Raw genomic sequence first — 19078 nt, forward strand, 5'->3', positions numbered from 1 at the left:
GATCGGCGGCCGGCGCCAGGACTGGCACCGGCACATCGGCGGTGACATGAGGACTCGCAACGTATCATCAGGGGCGGAAGGGGAGAGGGGGCGACGATGAGTGAACGCGCAAAAGTGGTGGCAGTGGTTCAGGCGAGGATGAGCTCGGAGCGGCTCCCCGGGAAGGTGCTGATGCCCCTGGCCGGGCGACCGGCCCTCTGGCACATCATCGAGCGTCTCAAGCGGGTCTCACAGATCGATGAGATCATCATCGCCACCAGCGATCGCACAGACGACGACCCGATCGAAGCGCTCGTCAGCTGGCTGAACACCCCCGGGGTGCGCCTCTTTCGGGGCTCGCGCGATGATGTGCTCAGCCGCTTTTACCTGGCGCTTGCCCAGACCGAGGCTGAGGTCGTGGTGCGCATCACGGGCGACACGCCGCTGATCTGCGTGGAGCATCTTGAGCGCATGCTGACACATCTTCTGCAGAGTGACGCGATCGGCGTCGACGGGCATTTTGCCCGCACCGGCCTCACCTTAGGCTTTGGCAGTGAGGCGTACCGGGTGAGCGCGCTGGTCGATGCCCACCTTCTGGCGATGCGCCCCGAGGAGCGCGAGCACGTCACGCTCTTTATCAAGGAGCGGCCCCGGGTCTACCCGGTCGAGTACCTCAAGCCCGACCCGGCGCTCTGCTCGGAGTTTCGGCTTACGATGGACTACCCCGAAGACTATGCGCTTTTGCGCGAGATCTACGACGCGCTCTACCGCCCCGGCGACATCGTGGACTGCCGGCGGGTGTTGGAGTGGCTGCACCGCCGCCCGGACCTGGTGGAGCGCAACGCGCATTGCCTGCAGCGCAGCGCCCGCTGAGGTCGGGGCGCCGAGCGAGGGTTGGGACCGAAAGGGGAGGTGGCCCGACGCTTAAGTGTCGGAGGGCTGCGGCGTTGCTCCCGGCGTCGAGCCCACGGAGCGCAACACCGGGCGCGGTCCTCCGACCTCGGGCATCGTGGCGTTGAGGCTCAGGTAATGCTCGCGCAGCACCTCGCCAAGCTCGGCGTACCACTCCTGCGCCGGCGACGAGGCGCGCCACTGCAGGGTCAGCGTGCGTCCGGGCGGGGCGTCGCCAAAGCTGCGCGCGACCAGATCCTGGCCCGGGCGCACCTCCGCGCTCAGCGCGCTGGCCGGCAAGAGCGTGGCGCCCAGGCCGCTCTCCACCATCCGCACCAGCGTCGCGACGCTGGCAGCGGTCACCGTGGTCGCAGGCGGGCTTCCCGCCAGCCGACACACATCCATCGCCTGATCCCTCAAACAGTGCCCATCCTGCATCAAAATCAGACTCGCCCCGGCGATCTCGTCGGTGGCGATGCGCTCCGGCGCGCTCAGCGCGTGCCCCGCCGGCGCCACGAGCACGAAGGGCTCCACGATCAGGTCCGGGCCGCCTAACCCCTGGTCGTCAAAGGGGCGCGCGAGCAACCCCAGGTCGATCGAGCCCAGGCGCAGCTCCCGCAAAAGATCGTCGGTCTGCAGCTCCTCGATCGCAAAGGCGACGTCGGGGTAAAGACGACGAAATTTCGCCAGCAGACCGGGCAGCCCGTAGGGCGCAATCGTAGGGATCACCCCCAGGCGCACCGTGCCCTGGCGCGTGCCGGCATACGCTCGCGCCGCCCCCACCAGCTCCTTCGCCTCCAGCAACAACCTCCTCGCCCGCTTCACCACCTCCTCACCCGCGCCCGTCAGGAGCACCCGCGGGCGCGCCCGCTCGAAGAGCTCCACGCCCAGCAGCTCCTCCACCTCGCGGATCTGCTTGCTAAGTGCGGGCTGGCTGACCGAACATACGCGCGCTGCTTCCACAAATTGTCCGGTGTCGGCCAGAGCCACGATGTACTCGAGTTGGCGAAGGGTGGGCAGCATCTGATTAACCTGAGGTTATGGGAGGTATGTCTACAATATCTTTGTCTTATGCACGACGCGTGTTTAAAACAAGCCCCGTCAACGGGTCCGGGTGCAGCAGGCGTCTGCGACCCCCGCAAAACGTCATTCCATCATCCACATCAGGAGAGGCCATGTCCGAGAACGCGAAGGCGAATAAGTGTCCTGTGATGCACGGCTCCACCGGCCCCCGGCCGACCGGCTCGATTGCCAACAAGCACTGGTGGCCGAACCAGCTCAACCTGAAGATCCTGGTCCAGAACACCAAATCGGTGGACCCGATGGGCGAGGAGTTTGATTACGCCGCGGAGTTCAAGAGCGTGGATCTGGCGGCGGTGAAGGCCGATATCGAGAAGGTTTTGACCACCTCGCAGGATTGGTGGCCGGCCGACTACGGCCACTACGGTCCGTTCATGATCCGCATGGCCTGGCATAGCGCGGGCACTTACCGCATCAGCGACGGCCGCGGCGGCGCCACCTCGGGCACCCAGCGCTTTGCTCCGCTGAACAGCTGGCCGGACAACGCCAACCTCGACAAGGCTCGCCGACTGCTCTGGCCGGTGAAGCAAAAGTACGGCCGCAAGATCTCGTGGGCCGACCTGATGATCCTCACCGGCAACGTCGCGCTGGAGTCGATGGGCTTTAAGACCGCGGGCTTTGCCGGCGGTCGCGCCGACGTCTGGGAGCCGGAAGAAGACATCGACTGGGGCCCCGAGACCGAGTGGCTGGGCGACAAGCGCTACAGCGGCGACCGCGAGCTGGCCAACCCCCTGGCCGCCGTGCAGATGGGCCTGATCTACGTCAACCCCGAAGGCCCCAACGGCAAGCCCGACCCGGTTGCCGCGGCGCGCGACATCCGCGAGACCTTCGCCCGCATGGCCATGAACGACGAAGAGACCGTCGCGCTGATCGCCGGCGGCCACACCTTCGGTAAGACCCACGGTGCCGGCGACGCCTCCCACGTCGGACCGGAGCCCGAGGGCGCCGGCATCGAAGAGATGGGCCTGGGCTGGAAGAGCAGCTTCGGCAGCGGCAAAGGCGCCGACACCATCACCAGCGGCCTCGAAGGTGCCTGGACCCCCACCCCCACGAAGTGGGACAACAGCTTCTTCGAGACGCTCTTCGGCTATGAGTGGGAGCTCACCAAGAGCCCGGCCGGCGCCTACCAGTGGACCCCCAAAGATGGGGCGGGCAGCGACACCGTGCCCGACGCCCACGACCCCAACAAGCGCCACGCCCCGATGATGGCCACGACCGACCTCTCGCTCATTATGGATCCGGCCTACCGCGCCATCTCCGAGCGTTTCTACAAAAACCCCGACCAGCTCGCCGACGCGTTCGCCAAAGCCTGGTTCAAGCTCACCCACCGCGACATGGGTCCGACCTCGCTCTACCTGGGGCCAGAAGTTCCCAAGGAAGAGTACATCTGGCAGGACCCGGTCCCGGCGGTCGACCACACGCTTATCGACGCTGACGACATCAGCGCGCTCAAAGCGAAGATCCTCGAGTCCGGCCTGAGCATCCCGCAGCTGGTGAAGACGGCCTGGGGCTCCGCCACGACCTTCCGTAACAGCGACAAGCGCGGTGGCGCCAACGGCGCGCGCATTCGCCTGGCGCCCCAGAAAGACTGGGCCGTCAATGAGCCCACCGAGCTCGCCACGGTGCTCAAGGTGCTCGAAGAGGTGCAGACGGGCTTCAACAACGCGCAGTCCGACGACAAGCGCGTCTCGCTGGCCGACCTCATCGTGCTCGGCGGCTGCGCGGCGGTTGAAAAAGCCGCAAAAGACGCCGGCTACGACATCGAGGTGCCCTTCACCCCGGGTCGCACCGACGCCACCGAGGCTCAGACCGACGCCGACTCGTTCGCGCCGCTGGAGCCCAAAGCCGACGCCTTCCGCAACTTCTACACCGAAGGCCTCAAGCGCTCGGCCGAAGAGCTCCTGGTCGACCGCGCCCAGCTCATGACCCTCACCGTGCCTGAGATGACCGCGCTGGTCGGCGGCATGCGCGTGCTCGACGCCAACGCTGGCGGCGACAAAGCCGGCGTTTTCACCGACGCGCCGGGAACTCTGACCAACGACTTCTTCGTCAACCTCCTCGACCAGAACCTGGAGTGGCAGGCTTCTGACGATAAGGGCTACCGCTTCGAAGGTCGTGACCGCGGCACCGGCGAGGTGAAGTGGTCGGCCACCCGCGCCGACCTGATCTTCGGCAGCAACTCCCAGCTGCGTGCGATCGCCGAAGTCTACGCCTGCGACGACGCCGACGAGCAGTTTGTCAGCGACTTCGTGGCGGCCTGGAGCAAGGTCATGAACCTCGACCGCTTTGATGTCGCTTAAGTGCGACCGGGAGGGGTGATGCCCCTCTCAGCCGCATAAAATCAGGGCTTCGGGCCTGAACGACAAACCCCTCGCCGCGGATGCGGCGAGGGGTTTTGTTTAGAGGAGAAGGGTGAAAACAAGGAGGGGGGCGCCCAAACAGGCGTTGGAGGGATGAGTACAATCACGTGCTACGTGAAGGGCACTGGCTCTCTGCCAGAACGTCGCCACAAGTTTTTCGTCGAGGGCACCGACGTCCAAAATGTACGTGAAGGTATCGAAAGTAAACGTTGTGTTTCGTAGGAGAGGGAGGCTGGAGATGTTAGTCTCCCGCATACCTGTTTTGAGGTCTGACTCACTGGGAGTTGGCTGGATTTAGCATCCCATTCATAGGAGATGATTTATGTTGAGTTCGAAACGGCCGGTAGGAACCACGATTCTTAATCGCCTGGTCGGGGTGGCCCTTTTAGCGATGGTGGCCGGCTCGTTGGCCTGCAGTGATACCGCGGACGATGACCCTCCCGGAACGACGGACGAGAATGGAGAGAACGGAGACAACGGCGACGATAACGAGAACCCCGTAACCGGCACCTCGCGCTGTGAGCTGCTTCCCGGCGATGAAACCTCCGAAGAAGGCACGGTGGGCATCAACCAGCGCATCGACATCAACTCCGGCGCCGGTCTGGTCCGATATCAGAACGTCACGCAGATCAACGGGAATCTCTACATCTACCTGAACGAAGACGAGAGCGTGGACTGCGTCGAGTTCCCGAACCTGCGCGTGGTGACCGGTGTCATCAACATCATTGGCGCCGGTACCGCCGTGGAGACCGTGAACTTTCCCGTGCTTCAAAAAGCGGGCGGAGTTTCCATCGATGAGGTCGATGTGGCCTCGGAGGTCTCGGTGCTGCGCGAGGTTCATATGGAGAATCTGCTGATCACGGAGATGCCCATGGCCGGCGGCCCCCGGATTGGCGACATGCGCATCAGCAGCACCACCAGCCTGGAGACCTTCTCGGCGCCACTGCTCGAAACCACCGGTGACGTGTATGTCGGGGCCAACGACGCGTTGCAGTCCCTGGACCTGGCGAGCTTGAACGAGGCCTCTCGCCTCGCGTTCTTCCAGAACCCCGAGCTTTGTCTGAGCGCGATCAATGCACTCGTGGAACAGGTCGAAGAGGAGACGCCCTCGGTGAGCGTCGACGTTGACGCCAATAGCGGCAACGAGGGTTGCTGAGATCATGATGGAATCCTCGCCGCCGTATCGTCACATCGGCGGCGAGGATGTTGGTGACAGGCGCGCGGGGCGACGCGTTTACCGACGATGCGTGGATTCAGCCCGGGGATCTTGCTAAGCATGGGGCTTCTTTCACAGCGCTCGGAACCTGCGGACAGAGGCACGTCCTGATCCGCGGCGAGCAAACCCCTGGTGGCGAGACGGCCGATGAAACTCACATGCTCAAACATCGCGAAGCGCCGGAGGTTGCTCGTCCTGGTTCAGGCTCTCGTCTTACTCGGGATGGCGTCGTGCTACGACGGCCTACCGGACGACTACACCGCGACGGGGGAGGTGGAGTTCTATCCGAATGGCTCTGTGGTCACGCAGGAACTCTCCCAATGTGATGTGCGCTACCAGGGCGTCTACTTCACCTACGAGGAACCCTACGATCACTATGAGTTTCACGTCTCCTGCTTCGACACGGGCTCGGTGGGATGGCGGCCGCCGGCAACACAAAGCGAGCTCGACGCGATGATTCGCGAGGGCGAAACGATCGCCCTGGATGAAGCCTATGGCACGATCATCGAGTGCCGGGACGGCATCAGCCCCTGCGCCACCGCGTACCGGGAGTGCGTCTACGACAGCGCCGTCGACACCGAGGGCTACAGCCGCCTGACCCGCTATTTTGTTGAGCGCGAGAACATCATCGACCTCGACGCCGCATGGACCTTTCACGCCTCGCACGAGTTCCATATTCCGGGGTGCATGAAAGGGTATGTGGAGTTTAAGGTGAATGTTAAGTAGTGGCGGGTTGAACGTCGTATAAGAAGAACGAAGGTTCAGATATGCATACAGGGCTTATGTCTACCGAACTCTTTTGTTATCGTGCCCGTGCCTTCTGTAACCTGATCGAAAATACAAGTCATTACGGACATAAGGAGCTGCAACACCTCGTGTCCGCGTTAGCCCTTTTGTACTCCGAAGCGAACCGGCTTATTCTCTGCGACGTCGACGAAGTGGACGACGAACAACAACCACCTTCAGTAAAACAGACAGAGCGGGAAGTGATCGTCAACCGCATCACGGCGGCGTTACATCAAGAGTACTATCGAGTTGTCGATCCCCTCAATATTTATGAAAGCCCGGCACCTACCATGAGCCAGATTTCTGATGATTTGACGGACATCTGGCAAGAGTTAACGATTGGATTAAGGTTGTGGGACCGGGTCAATGCCAAAGATCGGAGGCTGGCCCAATGGCACTGGGCATTCTCATTTTCGTCTCATTGGGGTCTACATGCCGTAAACGCGATAACTTATATGCATCACACTTTGGCGAGAATGCGCTAATGAGTTCAAAAACAATAATAGAATCGCAATAGGTATAAGGGGCAGTGGGCTTATCCGCTATGCGCTGAATCGCTAGTGTTGGAAGTGGTTATCCAGATGTCTGAGCTTCGTGTCAGCGAGTGATGAACACTATCTGTATTCCGGCGAGGATTGTTTTGGGTACAGGGAAATGAAGTTTGAGCGGTGGGGCTCAAAACAGTGTTAAACCCAAACGTGGCCCTGCAAGATAGAGTGTTTTAGCCGGTTGCGTCTTGTTTTTCGTGCATGGAAGTCTAAGGCCTAACGCGTGGGAGGGCGTCTTTGTCAAAACAAACGTTTCGCAAATATGAGCGGCTGAAAGGGCGAATTCGTGAAATCCTGGTTACGTATTGGGATCCATTAGGTGTGAATAAATACCCTCATGTCTGGGATGAATATGATCCCTATCTGTTCCGGATCTTTAAGCGGATTGAGGACGGATCTACCGAGGAAGACATCGCCAATTATTTGGTCAGCCTCGAAGTCCATAGTATGGGACTGTCGCCTGCCGATGAAGTGCGCGCGTCAGAGGCCGCGGTCCGCCTGGTGGCCCTATTGGACTAACGTATGCTCGGACGAGTCATGGAGAGAACAATCCGAGAGTCTGGCTGCCTGGTGGCGCGATACACGGTCTGCTTCATCGCTTGCCTGGTGGTCTTCATACCCGGGAGTGCGTGGTCATTCACGTCACAAACCTCCAATGCCCTGTTGGAAGATAGTCGTTTAAATCTAGACATTCTCGCGAACTCTTCCTCGTCCTTCTCCATCTATTCTAGGCAGGACTCGGCAAGCACCGAATTCAGCGACGCAAATCAATGTGTCGCGGGTGACGATTCGAACGAACCAGGGTGCGGATTTAGTACCGGTGCAATTGAGGGGCTTCTCGGGTGCGCGGGGGCAGGCACGATCGCGTTTTACGGCATTCCTGGCGCAATTATCGCGATCCCGGAGTGGGGGCGCTTTATCAATGCCGGAGTGTTTTCGCTCTGGTCGCTCGCTCCAATCGTGAGTTTCGCTACTGCCATGATCGCGCCCGGGAGTCTCAGTCGTTTTAAGGTGCTCGCTGTGCACACTCCCGTTCTCTTGGGGAGCGCCGGGATGATCTATTACAACCTCGGCGTCGCTCAGAAACATCCGGTCTGGGCACGGTCTTTGGTTCAGCTGGGTGGCGCGCTTGGGATTGGAGTTGCATATATGTATGCGTGGTCCTCGGTCGTAGATCGTTGGGGAGGAACTCACGCAGAGGACTCGGGATTGAAGATTCACGCCAGTCCGGTGAGGGTGGATGTGATGTACCGTTGGTGAATGGTTGTTTTGATAGGTGATGCGGGTTTTGTCGCGTTCATGTTTTCAAATGAAAGTCGTTTTAGCACTGCGATCGATGGAGGCCCGCTGGCTCGAATCGTATTTAAAGTTCGTTTATCTGAAAATTGTGATCCATTCTCGACATCACCCTCATAGGACTTGTGGGTCTGAATGAGACAACCAAGTCCTCGCCGCCTCGCGAACATTCGCGTACTCGCACGTATCAAGCGACATTTCGCGAATGCGCGCGGCGACGACCGGGTCGCACTTCACGAGTGTCATGGCGAGTTCACGGACTTCGTCGTTGCTGTCCCATAAGGATTCTCGTCCGAGGTCTACGCCGGCCTCGCTGCCGCTTGCTTTAAGGGCTTTAAGTACTCGGGGGCGGGCCTGGCAGTAGGGGAGTTGGTAGAAGGCGCGCGTTAGGAGATCTGTTGAGCGTGAGTCGGCGATGGAGGCCAATGCGTCGATCATGGTGCAAGCTCTGTAGACCCCAGGGTCGCCAGCTTCGCCTTCCAAGGCTGCCAACAACGCGTCTTCCACCATCGCGCGTTCGGCGGGAGTAGCGTGGCACTCCAGGATACGGTATGCCGCCATGCGACGTGCGCCCGGGGAGTTCAACCACTCTCTGGCGAGTGGGAGGGTGACAAAGCCGGGAAGTCCTTCGAGGTAACGAAAGTAGAAAGGGCGGAGTGCCGTACTTTTGGACGTTGGACCTCCGGGGTCGCGCTTCAAGGCGCGACAAACCTCGTTAAGAATCGTGGTGTTGTGTTGTCGGCCGAGTACACGAAACGCAGCTCCGATGACGAAGCGATCAGAACTCCGCGTCGCGGCGATGAGGAGCTCGACACTTGCTGAATCCCTGCGACTTTCAAGGAGAGGAATCGTGTTGAGGTAGGTTTGCGGGCTGAGCTGCCGAAGGAGCGCTTCCGTGCTCATCGAAGCGTCTGGCATGGTGTCGGCGTGTTCTTGCATGCGTTCATCGTGCCTGCGACGCACAGACGCTGCGATGCGATGATGACGAGCGCTTAGAGCTGCCCACCGCTCCAGACGTCTCTCATCGTATGGGTCGATCAGGTCTTCAAGCTCGTGATCGTCCAAATTCTTGCTGGCTTTCATGAGCTCGGTGTTGGTCAGAATGACCATGTTGTACTCGGATTCCATCTCGACCACGGTGCTGAATATGCTTCGCCAGTCTGGGCTGTGAAGCAGTGTCGAAACCTCTGCCCGCGCCTCGGTACTACCGCGAGCGGCGAGTTCGGCGAGCACCCATGCAGCAAGGGAGGGTACATCTGTTTCGTACGAAGGATTCGTACGGTAGATTGCTGCGACCGATGATGGGCAAACGTTGAGCTCGATGGACAATCGAGCGTAGTAGCGTTGGCGGTCTTCGAGCTGCGGATCCCATCGTGGGTCGTGTTCGATGCATTGAAGTAAGAGGTCGGATGAACCAGGAGTGTTCAGCGCATTAAGAAACCCTCGGCCTTGCCCGCGCTGCAGCTGGCCCAGGAGGGTGTCGTGATGAGCGATCGGGGTGTCTGTGAAGCTCATGTAGTCAGGCAAAAGAATCTCGGCCGAAGGCTGTTGGGTGATGACGCGGGGAAGGTGGTGACGGGATGTTTTGGGGGAAGAGAAAGTCAATGAGAGCGAATAGTCTCAAGCCCGATGAGGGTTCGCAACAGTCGGGATTTGACATGAGTGAAAGTGGCAATCAAAAACTATTACGGGCCATGATGACTGTTGAGTTGTGGGTTTATCGCGAGAACATTTTAAATACACTCGAACTCATTGCCGATGGCCCGGGCCAACGCGAGTATCAGCGTCAAGTGCCCTTTGTGAGTGTGCCAGCCGAGTTGTTCAACCAGTGGGATGACTTTTACTATCCTGACGATGACCATTTCCGTGAGGCGTTTTCTGACCTTAAACTAATTGTGCTTTCGACGTTTGATAGAGTTTTCAACGATGTAGCTGATGCGACCGCGCAAGAGCTTGCTCTACTCGACGAGTTTATGAAGATGGAAGCGTGTAAGACGCTTTCTTTTGCGGCGAGGGAGGCGTTGAGTCGCATTGAAAAGGTTGGGGATATCCAGGCGTAGGAGGATGAACGAAATGGCTGAGATAAAACTGATTTTTTAAATATGTAGGCTGAACACGTGGACATCGGTAAGTGAATGTTTGAAAGTATTCGGCATTAAATGAAAAGAGGGTTTAATGAAAGCAGCCTTGATTAATTATCATAGCCCTGATGTGGATGATCTTGACTCCTGGGAGCCAGAACAAAGCGATTGCTTTGGGTTTCTTCTCGAAGTGGAGATTGGGATAAGCTTTGAAAAAGGAGCAGATGTTTTCCAGTTCATGGTGTGTACGCCTCGATGGTTGGAGGAAAACTATAAGAAGGAGAAGGTGGTTTCCTTAAGGGGGTATATAGTAGTGTTTCGCTACGACTTATATGAGATTGTTAGCTGGATCGATAACTTGATCGATAAGGCGGCCGGAGATGACTGGGAGTCGATTGCGACCTGGATCGGACGTTATGGGCTCTGGGAGTTCACGGACCATGATACACAACCCGTTTTGTTCCCAGGGTGATCAAACGCCATTGTGCAAACAATGCATGATCAATATAAATCGATAATAATGATAAGAATTTGCTTGCCTTGCGCCGCTAAGTTGACGCGATGCCGGCTCCGTGATGTACTCGTCATAGATTAATTTCTTGGCGGAAAATTTTTTTGTTGATAAATGTTGCTCGCAGGATCTTCGAGAACACGTCGTTGCAGTAAGTTGATTTGGAATTCATTTCATGATTGTAAATCGGTATTTCGTTCATGTAGATGCGAACGCGGGTGAGAGAAATAGTCACGGCGTGTTTTTCATGCGGGACCCCAGGAGCAACGACGGCATTATTTTTTATTGTTCCGAGTTTTCTATAATATGGGCCAGGTTTGAAGATGTTCCCGATCCAAATAAGTGCTTCGGTCTCCATGATTTCAAGCGGAGAGAGCGGCGGTTGGAGCCAGCTACCTGGGAGGAGATCGAATCGGCCGGTTTGCGAGCGGCGGTTGATTATGTTTTGGAAGAAGGATTTCGTCCGGGGCTGCGGTCCAATAAAATAGCAATTGGCGAGTTCTTAGAGTCGAACAGGCTGCAGAAATGAAGGGTCATTAATTTTCATTTGGCATGATGGCACAGATAAACAGGAGTGAGCGTGGTTGCGAGTAGAAAGGTTTCAGTGGGGCCAATTGTTTCCTATGAGGAGGCATGTCGATATTTGGAGTTTGATGGTGTTGATTTTTTCGTGCTTTTACAGCCTCACCCGGCGTTTGGAAACAGTGATGTTATTCCGAGAGAGGAAGTTGAGAAGCTCCTTTGCAACGATCTGGGCGGAAGTTTTGGGCTGATGGCTTCTCCCGAACAGAGTTATCGAGCTATAGAGTCCGCTGCGATTGATCTGCAAGCATCATTCGTGGATTTTGATTGGCGGTTCTTTCCCCATACTAGTTTTATTGATTTTCTAAAAAAATTTGATTTTCCTATAAGACTTAGCGGTTGTGATGTGGATTATCAAGGATGTGTTTCGTCGGTGGAATATAGATTGGAGTTGTTTGAGAGTGTCGGTGATTATAATGCGGTCGTTTCGATCGCGACGGATGTTAAAAATCCTTTTGAGTTTTTACTGTATGAAAGTGGCGAGTTTCCGGATGATCTTCTGTTGAGTGACGTGGTTGGGTTTATTAAAAGAATGAAAAACAATGTTTTGATAAATTGCAATTGGGAAGTTGGTGAGTATTTGTCTGAGTTTCTTTTTTATATTTCGTACGATGTTACATTGCTTTTATATGTCGGAGAGCAGTTCGCTACGCGACTTGTTCCGGCGTGTGTGGAGCGTAGTCGTGTTGAGGAGACACTCTCTCGTTTGCTTGTGTGAAATCACTCTTCCCCCTGTCAATTAAACCATATCTATAAATAGTTGTGCCTGGTCGAGACAGATCTAACAAAATCGGACTGGCGGTTTATTCTGCCTCCCGGACTATCAAGCCACCGTTGTGACAATGGTGCCTGGCCAGCCCAATCTTATCCGAGTCGGCTTAGATGATGAACAGGATTTGAGTTGAATGCGCGCTTCCAAAGCGGTCTGACTGCCGACCGAAGAATCGCCATCGGTCAGTCCGACCCGTCGCCCGGCAGACTCAAACGAACTCCCACCCCGACGCCCCACCGCAGCGAGCCGCCAGACTCAACCATCCCCGGCTCTTCCTGAAACGTGGCGTTGAGAAAGATACTCAGCGGGCGGTCGTTGATGGCCAGGACGGTATGCTCGGCCTGAAGCCTGATGTCGCAGAGGCGCTGCCAGCGCATGTCGCGATCGATAAGTAGTGCTGCGGCCGCGCATTGCAGGCGCGCGTCGAGAGCGGTGCGGCCGGAGAGGTTTTCCCACCGGTAGATAAGGCGGCCGCCGCTGGCGGGGATGATGGTGTGGGCGAATGGGGATTGTTGGGGGGAAGTGCCGTCGATTCGGTCGATGCCATAGGCCAGGACGGGGCCGATGGCGAGTCGGTGCCGGTAGGTGGGGTCGCGCAGCACATCGAGCAAGAAGGCGAATTCGGCGACGTCGACGGAATCTAGCCGGGGAGTGCGAGCGTCGACGTTCACGTCGAAGAGGTCGTATTCGAAGGCGATATCAAAGGGGGCGGGGAGCCGGGCGTTGTTGGCGCTGGGGATGACGATGTGGTTGTTGCGGGCGTGGCGCATATACGAGGCGGAGATAAGCGTCATGCCCAGCTGGAGGTCGTCGTAGGTTTTGATGGCTCGGGCGGAGAACCAGCGATGGCGAAAGCGCCACCAGATCTCCTCGTCGGGAAAGGCCGCTTCAAAGCTATGATGGATGGCGAAGCGGAACGCGCTGGCGAACTCAGTCTGCTGGAAGTCCTCGCCGCCGAGGGTGGTGCCGTAGACGTCGAAGGTGGTGCGATCGTGGAGGGGGAAGACCACGCGCAGGCGGCGGCCGCGCTCGTCGATGACATAGCGCGCGTCGTCGGGTGCTGGCGAGTTTTGGGCCCAGGTGGGGACGGCGAAAAGGGTGAGGATCGCCAGGAGGGCCAGGGCGAGAGCGGCTCGAAGCTGTGCAGGAAGATGTCTCATCGCTGCGCTTCCAGCTCGGCCTGACGGGGCGGCACGAAGAGGTTCAGGCGCAGGCCGGCCAGCGCGCGCACCTCGACGCCTTGAAGCTCGGCGACGGGGATCTGGCTGTAGCGAAGCTCCGGCGCCAGAAAGAGCGTGATGGGCTGGTCGTTGATGGCCAGGGGCGACCATTCGACAGCGGCCTGCATCGAGCCCATCTGCCAGTGCTCACCGGTCTGGGCGTTCCAGGCCCATTGCATCCGGCCCTGCATGGCGAGCTGGGTGAGGCCATCGTCGGTGAGAGTCCAGGCCGCGCGCAGGCCGACTTCGGGAGCCCCGTACACATCGATGCGGCCGGTTCCCTCGCGGTGGATCACGCCGACACCAACGCCCGTGGTCAGAACCACGTAATCCTCAATGCGTTCCCCCTGATAGAACTCCCAGCCGATATGTCCCTCGGCCAGGTCGAGGACCATCAGGTCGCCGAGGTCGGTGCGTCGGTAATGAAGTCGCCCCACCGATCCCCCACCCCCAACGGCGATCGGCACATCAAACTTGCGTGGCTCGCCGATAAAGGTCGTGATCCACAGGGGCGCCTCGTCAATGGAGCGGCTGAGGTCACAGCCGTAGAGCAAGGCGTCGATCTCAAAGGGCGCGAGCAGGAGGCGTCCCTGAACGAAGCGGTGGCGGTGCCGACGAGACGTGTGAGGGTTAAAGACCTCGTGCTGGCCCCCGGCCTCGATCATCAGCGCGTGGCGGTTGCCACGCAGCGTCTGGTCCTCGTAAATCCGCAGCATGTCGTAAACGCCCAGGTGGTAGCGGCGGCGCAGATCGAAGCTGGTCTGAAAGAGGCGGCCCTGCTCGTCGATGGCGTAGCCGTGCGGCGGACCGGAAAGCGTTGGGGGTTCTTTGGTGGATGCGTCGTCGGCGTCGAGAGCCTCGACGCCAATCTCGGAGCGTGTGGTGGGGTCGGTCTGGGCATGGGCGGTGCTGGTGTAGGCCCATCCGCTGATGGCAAGCAGGCAGCTCAGGACCTGGGGGCGGTAGGTATGTATTCGGGCACGCATATCATCTCCGTTGTTTCGAAAATCACGCCAAAATCAAGTGGCGGATTCTGGAGTTCGCAATGGTCGTGCCAGGGATGAGCCTTTTTGTGAAAGTGGAGCGTTATCAGATGTTTAGGGGTTGTCGAAAGATTCTTGGAGGCGCCGGGTTGGGACGAGGCAGGCTAGAACGCGTACATTCTATGTGCAGGCGATATGCGTAAAATGTGTGGGTCAGGCTCGCGCGACGAGTCGACGCGAGCGATACAACCCAAAAACGGAAGGCGTGCCATGTCTCTTTTCAGTCGAGTGCTTGAATCTCTTCTAAAAAGAGCTCCACCGCAGGCGCAAGTGTATTGAAGTGGTCGCCCTCCAGATAGTTCACGGTTAAGGGTACCTCCAGTCGACGGGCGGACTCCTGCGCGGCGCGGGCTTCCGCAGCGAGTCCATCGCCGGCGCCGACGTAGGCGATATAAAGAGGCGCCACCGCATTCAATCTCGATTTTGGAAGCGGGGTTACCGAACCCATAAAATACGAGGATCGGGGCTTCATCACCGAGCTTGGAGGATTCTCCTTTGAGTATGATCAGTGGCAGCAACTGACATCGGTTCATCGGAAAGGGCAGAAATTCGCGGAGAGCTACCTTTACGACTTCGCCGGACGACTGGTTGCCACCATTAACCGCAATGATTCGAGTGGCTCTACGATCGACTTCCTTATTCTCGATGGGGAGAAGGTCGTCGAGCAATGGCGAGGCGCCGCAAGCCAGAGCGCCGGCGGCGACCAGCTTGAATTGCGCGGCGAGTATTTCTGGGGACCGCTGCAACAACAGATGATTGCGGCCCGTACCGTGGAGTCTGACTTCGACCTGGTATTCACTCTCACCGACGCCCTGCAATCCATCATCGGAGTCTGGAACGAGGATGAGCTACGCATCTCCAAATACACCGAGTACGATCCCGAGGGGCGTATCAGCGCCCGCGCCCCCGATGACAGGGAGGATTGCTCGGAGCGCAACCTGGCCGAGACGCCCTGTCACATCGGGAGCCTGCCGCACTTCGGGTTCACCGGCGCCTTCCGCTCCACCACCACCGGCCTCTACCGCTTCGGCGCCCGCTGGTACTCGTCGCGTTTCGGCCAGTTTATGAGCCCGGACCCGCTGTGGTATGTCGATTCATTTGATGTGTACGGGTATGCGGCGTTTGATCCGGTGAATCGGTGGGATCCGAGTGGGATGGCGTCGAAGGGGATGGGGGATTTAACCGGAAGTTATTTAGACGGAATACAAGATAGCCAAATATATACTAATCGTAATGTGGCAGATAAACCTAGAAAAAAGGCGGTTGAATTTTATAAACATAAGAAAGCGCCTACCCAGAGGGCGGATGGAATTTTCCTCGTAGGCGGTCCGGCTATTCGATTTAAAAATGATAGTGTTTTAGTTGACGGACGTACTAATCGGAACACGGTTGAGGTTTGGATATGGGAAGGTGTGGGGAACGGTTCTTCTTCACTCGGCCATGCATCGATTGTGGTTGATAATGTTTCATATAGTTATGGCCCAGAGGGAATGTCAATCTCTCAAGTTCCAACATATGAAGAGAAAAATTTGGCATTTCGAAGTGCAAGGGTGCTCACTATCTTTGTTACTGACAAAGAAAGGGATTTGATGACTGAACATCTAGAGGAGTATAACTCGCCTTATAATGCGTTGTTTTCAAACTGTGTGACTCCAATCCGGGGGGCATTGAATATTGCTGGCGTTGATGTGGATCCCCATACGCCAGACGGCATCCGTGGTTTAGGTGGACTGGAAGGTGATCTGAGATCCAACTCAAGAGTTAGTTCTGAAAGAACAGAATTTACAGAAAATCAAAGGGAAGGGGGTGCTTGGTGGAGCCCGTCGTATCCACGCGAAGAGTAGATTTTGAGGAACAGAGGCCCTACAAAGTCAGCGAAATAGAGGTGCTTTATGGAATGTAATATAGAAATGAATGGCAAATATGCTTGTTTGGTAATGATGATGTTTTTTTTGCTTTTGAATTTGTCGTGTTTTGACTCAGACAAAGAAAAGTATATCGTTGTTCACGAAGCTGTTAGTGTCTATCGTAGTGTTGATGAACTTGCCGGAAGCACAGTTCGGGGAAATGAAAACGTTAAAGCAGTATTTGTGCTTTCGCAAGGAGAACAAGTTGGCTTTGTAGATTACGGGTATACCAAAACATTTATGTATATAAAAGTGGAGTTTAATGAGGGTGATGAAGGTTTTGTTTTTAACTCGCCCAAAATTAGCATTGTTGAGGTGGATTGAACGAGTTCTGTTAGTTTGGGTGTGTTTAATTTTTTAAGTATTTTGTTTTGAATTTTTAGTTTCTGGGCCGGTTTTTTTAGTGATGCTTGGCTTTTTGAGTCTAGCCTCCTGATAATTGAACTGTCCTTGTTGTGGTGTAAATGCTCGTTAGAACTAACCGACATACCCATATTTTTGTTGCTACGGTGACAGCTCAACTCAAACCTCACCGAGGAGCCCTTATGGAACATTTGGCTGTAGTGCCCCCCATATTTCAAGCCACCAACTCGCCAAACTGAGCACCATACTCAGCCGGTGATTTGTACCCGAGCGCCTGGTGGGGCCGCTCGGTGTTGTAGAACTCGACCCAGGTCTCAATCGCCTCCCGGGCCTGTGCAAAGGTCTTGAAGTTCGTCATCCAGATGCACTCCTCTTTGAGCGAGCGGAAGAAGCGCTCAATCAGCCCGTTCTGCTGCGGGGTATAGGGCGTGATGAACTCCTGTGAGTCAGCCCGTACTGCTTGCAGCTCCCGGTGAAAGACTTCGATGTGAACACCTTGCCGTTGTCGCTACGTTGCACCGGCCGCGACTCGCCATTGGGGTAGATGAGGCCAAAACGCTTTAAGCATGCGCTGTCCAGGGCTCGCTGTGCCTTCACGGCACGGCCTCGACGCGCGACGTCGATGCCAACAATCTCTCGGGTGCAGCAGTCAATCACAGCCACCACGCCAATCCAGCCATCTTGCTCGCAGTACAAACTCGTCGCATCCATCGCCCAGCGCTCGTCAGGTTGCGAGGCCTGAGAGACGGACTGAGCCACACGTGGGCGAGGCGTATTTACGATGCATCGGGCCTGCCAGCCGTTCTCCCACATCAGGCGCTCCACGCGCTTTTTGTTGATGCAACGCAGGTCTCGAAAGCGCAGCCATGTAGTGCCCCCCATAAATCAAGCCACCAAACCGCCAAACTGAGCACCATACTCAGCCGGTGATTTATACCCGAGCGCCTGGTGGGGCCGCTCGGTGTTGTAGAACTCAACCCAGGTCTCAATCGCCTCCTGGGCCTGTGCAAAGGTCTTGAAGTTCGTCATCCAGATGCCCTCCTCTTTGAGCGAGCGAAAGAAGCGCTCAATGAGCCCGTTCCGCTGCGGCATCCAGGGTGAGATACGCTTCCAGATCAGGCCGTACTGGTTGGAACGCCCGGTGAGCGCCTTCGACGTGAAGGCCGCGTGGTTGTCAGTGCGCAGTGCCTGCCGCGACTCATCATGAGTGCAGAGGTTTCGCGGTCCCCGCGAAGACGCGTCTTCAGCGCTTCCGCCTCATACGAATCACTCCCAACGTCACTAACAAAAGCGCGGCCAGCGAACCACCGGGGTGCCCGGCCGGCGCGCTGGCGCATCCATCCATGTGGCCGTCGTTCGATGGGCTGGCACCCGCATCGTTGTCTCCCGCATCGTTGCCCTCGCCAGTGTCGGGGCTGCTGACATCCGGAGCGCCGCCGTCCGGCGAGCCCGCGTCCGGTGTCCCAACATCCGGGCTGCCTGCGTCTGGCGTGTTGTCCGTATCGCTGCAGGCCGTCGTTACGTGCTCGTTCCCCTCGAGCACGCTGCTCTCGCATCTTGCCTCGCCCGGGCAATCCGCGTCGTGGGTGCACTCCAGATCCGCAGCATTGCCGAAGTCGCCGTGGGCGCTGTTGGCGCGAATCCGAAAGTCCGCCACGCAGAAGGTCGTATCTTCGGCAAACCCGCCGTTGGCCCAGCCGAGCAGGTAGCCCTGGTCGATGAAGTTGCCGCGCTCCGCAAAGGAGATCTGCTCGTGGAGGGGGACGTCGGCGTAGGAGACGACGTCTTCATCGAGGTTGCCGGTGATGCGCTGACCATCCTTGAAGATCTCAAAAACGCCGAAGTCGCCCTCTTCGCGGGCCAGGTCCAGGAAGATGTGAATGTCGATCCAGTCGCCCAGGCCGTCTTCGAGCAAGAGGGGCATGGTGCCCTCGTTCATGGCGTGGCCGTAGTTGGCACCGTCCACGCCGATGTAAACCGAGGGGGAGGCGCCGCCCTCGTTCGGCCAGCTCTCGCTGGAGACGGAGATGTTGGCGTTGACCTTGCCGTAGTCGCCAGACCAGAGCACGAAGTTCTTGTGGTTCCCGGACGTGTGCACGTAGTTCGCGGGCACAAAGAGCTTGTAGGAGATCTCCAGCTGCACGGCGTCGATGGGCAGCGTGAAGCGCCGCTCGGCCCAGCCGTGGCCCGGCTCGGGATCGTCGGGGTGGTAGTCGAAGACCAGAGTGTTGCCGAAGGCGTCCGAGCCCGGGCAGGCGGCGCCGTAGGTGGTTCCGGCTCCAGACGACGCCCAGAAACCCTCCGCAAACGCGCTTTCGAAGTCGTCGGAGAACTCCCAGTCGGGGTTGACCAGTTTGGTTTCAGCCCGGGCTGCAGCCGGGAGGAGCAGCAGCGCGGCGGCTGGGAGCAGAGTGGCCTTCATGCTGTTATCTCCAGGGCTCGA

20 protein-coding genes are annotated in these 19078 nt (G+C 57.7%); 11 read left to right on the top strand and 9 right to left on the bottom strand.

Annotated features, from left to right (window positions below):
* The first annotated feature begins 96 nt into the window (after positions 1-96).
* Positions 97-852: a cytidylyltransferase domain-containing protein gene (locus FRC96_RS12405; protein ID WP_146974805.1), complete on the top strand. Its 756-nt coding sequence runs from the start codon at positions 97-99 to the stop codon at positions 850-852.
* A gap of 51 nt (positions 853-903) precedes the next feature.
* On the opposite strand, the gene FRC96_RS12410 is transcribed toward FRC96_RS12405, so the two are convergent.
* Positions 904-1893, bottom strand: coding sequence for a hydrogen peroxide-inducible genes activator (locus FRC96_RS12410; RefSeq protein ID WP_146974806.1), 990 nt, complete (start codon positions 1891-1893; stop codon positions 904-906).
* A gap of 152 nt (positions 1894-2045) precedes the next feature.
* Here FRC96_RS12410 and katG point away from each other — a divergent pair, with 152 nt between their 5' ends.
* The 5 genes from katG to FRC96_RS12435 all read left to right on the top strand — a co-directional run bounded on the left by katG (position 2046) and on the right by FRC96_RS12435 (position 7379).
* Positions 2046-4250 (top strand): catalase/peroxidase HPI, encoded by a 2205-nt coding sequence (katG, locus tag FRC96_RS12415; protein WP_146974807.1) that lies wholly within the window; start codon positions 2046-2048, stop codon positions 4248-4250.
* Positions 4251-4632: 382 nt separating this feature from the next.
* Positions 4633-5466 carry a hypothetical protein gene (locus FRC96_RS12420; RefSeq protein ID WP_146974808.1) on the top strand — a complete coding sequence of 278 codons (834 nt, stop codon included), beginning with the start codon at positions 4633-4635 and terminating at the stop codon, positions 5464-5466.
* 207 nt (positions 5467-5673) lie between these two features.
* The gene (locus tag FRC96_RS12425; protein WP_146974809.1) at positions 5674-6252 is read left to right on the top strand and encodes a hypothetical protein; all 579 of its coding nucleotides are present in this window, start codon (positions 5674-5676) and stop codon (positions 6250-6252) included.
* Between the two features lie 56 nt (positions 6253-6308).
* Positions 6309-6797, top strand: coding sequence for a DUF5063 domain-containing protein (locus FRC96_RS12430; protein WP_230470193.1), 489 nt, complete (start codon positions 6309-6311; stop codon positions 6795-6797).
* 300 nt (positions 6798-7097) lie between these two features.
* Positions 7098-7379, top strand: coding sequence for a hypothetical protein (locus FRC96_RS12435; protein ID WP_146974811.1), 282 nt, complete (start codon positions 7098-7100; stop codon positions 7377-7379).
* A gap of 891 nt (positions 7380-8270) precedes the next feature.
* On the opposite strand, the gene FRC96_RS12440 is transcribed toward FRC96_RS12435, so the two are convergent.
* Positions 8271-9683, bottom strand: coding sequence for a hypothetical protein (locus tag FRC96_RS12440; RefSeq protein ID WP_146974812.1), 1413 nt, complete (start codon positions 9681-9683; stop codon positions 8271-8273).
* A gap of 77 nt (positions 9684-9760) precedes the next feature.
* Here FRC96_RS12440 and FRC96_RS12445 point away from each other — a divergent pair, with 77 nt between their 5' ends.
* The 3 genes from FRC96_RS12445 (at position 9761) to FRC96_RS12455 (ending at position 12048) form a co-directional block, all read left to right on the top strand.
* The gene (locus FRC96_RS12445; protein WP_146974813.1) at positions 9761-10216 is read left to right on the top strand and encodes a hypothetical protein; all 456 of its coding nucleotides are present in this window, start codon (positions 9761-9763) and stop codon (positions 10214-10216) included.
* A gap of 115 nt (positions 10217-10331) precedes the next feature.
* Positions 10332-10709 carry an Imm8 family immunity protein gene (locus tag FRC96_RS12450; protein WP_146974814.1) on the top strand — a complete coding sequence of 126 codons (378 nt, stop codon included), beginning with the start codon at positions 10332-10334 and terminating at the stop codon, positions 10707-10709.
* Between the two features lie 619 nt (positions 10710-11328).
* A complete protein-coding gene (locus FRC96_RS12455; RefSeq protein WP_146974815.1) occupies positions 11329-12048 on the top strand; it encodes a hypothetical protein in 720 nt (239 codons plus the stop codon).
* 236 nt (positions 12049-12284) lie between these two features.
* On the opposite strand, the gene FRC96_RS12460 is transcribed toward FRC96_RS12455, so the two are convergent.
* The 3 genes from FRC96_RS12460 to FRC96_RS12470 all read right to left on the bottom strand — a co-directional run bounded on the left by FRC96_RS12460 (position 12285) and on the right by FRC96_RS12470 (position 14771).
* Positions 12285-13262 carry a hypothetical protein gene (locus tag FRC96_RS12460; RefSeq protein WP_146974816.1) on the bottom strand — a complete coding sequence of 326 codons (978 nt, stop codon included), beginning with the start codon at positions 13260-13262 and terminating at the stop codon, positions 12285-12287.
* A complete protein-coding gene (locus tag FRC96_RS12465; RefSeq protein WP_146974817.1) occupies positions 13259-14308 on the bottom strand; it encodes a hypothetical protein in 1050 nt (349 codons plus the stop codon). The genes FRC96_RS12460 and FRC96_RS12465 overlap by 4 nt, the downstream gene beginning before the upstream one ends.
* A gap of 277 nt (positions 14309-14585) precedes the next feature.
* Positions 14586-14771: a hypothetical protein gene (locus FRC96_RS12470; protein WP_146974818.1), complete on the bottom strand. Its 186-nt coding sequence runs from the start codon at positions 14769-14771 to the stop codon at positions 14586-14588.
* Positions 14772-15078: 307 nt separating this feature from the next.
* Here FRC96_RS12470 and FRC96_RS12475 point away from each other — a divergent pair, with 307 nt between their 5' ends.
* Complete coding sequence (locus FRC96_RS12475; RefSeq protein ID WP_146974819.1) at positions 15079-16209, top strand: RHS repeat-associated core domain-containing protein; 1131 nt, start codon at positions 15079-15081, stop codon at positions 16207-16209.
* A 48-nt stretch (positions 16210-16257) separates the two neighbouring features.
* Positions 16258-16596, top strand: coding sequence for a hypothetical protein (locus tag FRC96_RS12480; protein ID WP_146974820.1), 339 nt, complete (start codon positions 16258-16260; stop codon positions 16594-16596).
* Between the two features lie 253 nt (positions 16597-16849).
* On the opposite strand, the gene FRC96_RS12485 is transcribed toward FRC96_RS12480, so the two are convergent.
* Genes FRC96_RS12485 through FRC96_RS12500 form a run of 4 tightly spaced genes read right to left on the bottom strand, consistent with a single transcriptional unit; the run spans position 16850 to position 19057 of the window.
* Positions 16850-17122 (bottom strand): integrase core domain-containing protein, encoded by a 273-nt coding sequence (locus FRC96_RS12485; protein ID WP_146974821.1) that lies wholly within the window; start codon positions 17120-17122, stop codon positions 16850-16852.
* Positions 17035-17517 carry a DDE-type integrase/transposase/recombinase gene (locus FRC96_RS22830; RefSeq protein WP_146974822.1) on the bottom strand — a complete coding sequence of 161 codons (483 nt, stop codon included), beginning with the start codon at positions 17515-17517 and terminating at the stop codon, positions 17035-17037. The genes FRC96_RS12485 and FRC96_RS22830 overlap by 88 nt, the downstream gene beginning before the upstream one ends.
* 3 nt (positions 17518-17520) lie before the next feature.
* Positions 17521-17820 carry an integrase core domain-containing protein gene (locus tag FRC96_RS12495; RefSeq protein WP_146974823.1) on the bottom strand — a complete coding sequence of 100 codons (300 nt, stop codon included), beginning with the start codon at positions 17818-17820 and terminating at the stop codon, positions 17521-17523.
* Positions 17821-17878: 58 nt separating this feature from the next.
* Positions 17879-19057 (bottom strand): MYXO-CTERM sorting domain-containing protein, encoded by a 1179-nt coding sequence (locus FRC96_RS12500; RefSeq protein WP_146974824.1) that lies wholly within the window; start codon positions 19055-19057, stop codon positions 17879-17881.
* Positions 19058-19078: the final 21 nt, after the last annotated feature.

Source organism: Lujinxingia vulgaris (genome assembly GCF_007997005.1).
Lineage (GTDB): Bacteria > Myxococcota_A > Bradymonadia > Bradymonadales > Bradymonadaceae > Lujinxingia.

Excerpts from the sequence above, each read along its gene's own strand:
- FRC96_RS12405 (WP_146974805.1), top strand. The coding sequence starts at position 97 with ATGAGTGAACGCGCAAAAGTGGTGGCAGTGGTTCAGGCGAGGATGAGC.
- FRC96_RS12410 (WP_146974806.1), bottom strand. The coding sequence starts at position 1,893 with ATGCTGCCCACCCTTCGCCAACTCGAGTACATCGTGGCTCTGGCCGAC.
- katG (WP_146974807.1), top strand. The coding sequence starts at position 2,046 with ATGTCCGAGAACGCGAAGGCGAATAAGTGTCCTGTGATGCACGGCTCC.
- FRC96_RS12420 (WP_146974808.1), top strand. The coding sequence starts at position 4,633 with ATGTTGAGTTCGAAACGGCCGGTAGGAACCACGATTCTTAATCGCCTG.
- FRC96_RS12425 (WP_146974809.1), top strand. The coding sequence starts at position 5,674 with ATGAAACTCACATGCTCAAACATCGCGAAGCGCCGGAGGTTGCTCGTC.
- FRC96_RS12430 (WP_230470193.1), top strand. The coding sequence starts at position 6,309 with ATGTCTACCGAACTCTTTTGTTATCGTGCCCGTGCCTTCTGTAACCTG.
- FRC96_RS12445 (WP_146974813.1), top strand. The coding sequence starts at position 9,761 with ATGAGAGCGAATAGTCTCAAGCCCGATGAGGGTTCGCAACAGTCGGGA.
- FRC96_RS12450 (WP_146974814.1), top strand. The coding sequence starts at position 10,332 with ATGAAAGCAGCCTTGATTAATTATCATAGCCCTGATGTGGATGATCTT.
- FRC96_RS12460 (WP_146974816.1), bottom strand. The coding sequence starts at position 13,262 with ATGAGACATCTTCCTGCACAGCTTCGAGCCGCTCTCGCCCTGGCCCTC.
- FRC96_RS12465 (WP_146974817.1), bottom strand. The coding sequence starts at position 14,308 with ATGCGTGCCCGAATACATACCTACCGCCCCCAGGTCCTGAGCTGCCTG.
- FRC96_RS12480 (WP_146974820.1), top strand. The coding sequence starts at position 16,258 with ATGGAATGTAATATAGAAATGAATGGCAAATATGCTTGTTTGGTAATG.
- FRC96_RS22830 (WP_146974822.1), bottom strand. The coding sequence starts at position 17,517 with ATGGGGGGCACTACATGGCTGCGCTTTCGAGACCTGCGTTGCATCAAC.
- FRC96_RS12500 (WP_146974824.1), bottom strand. The coding sequence starts at position 19,057 with ATGAAGGCCACTCTGCTCCCAGCCGCCGCGCTGCTGCTCCTCCCGGCT.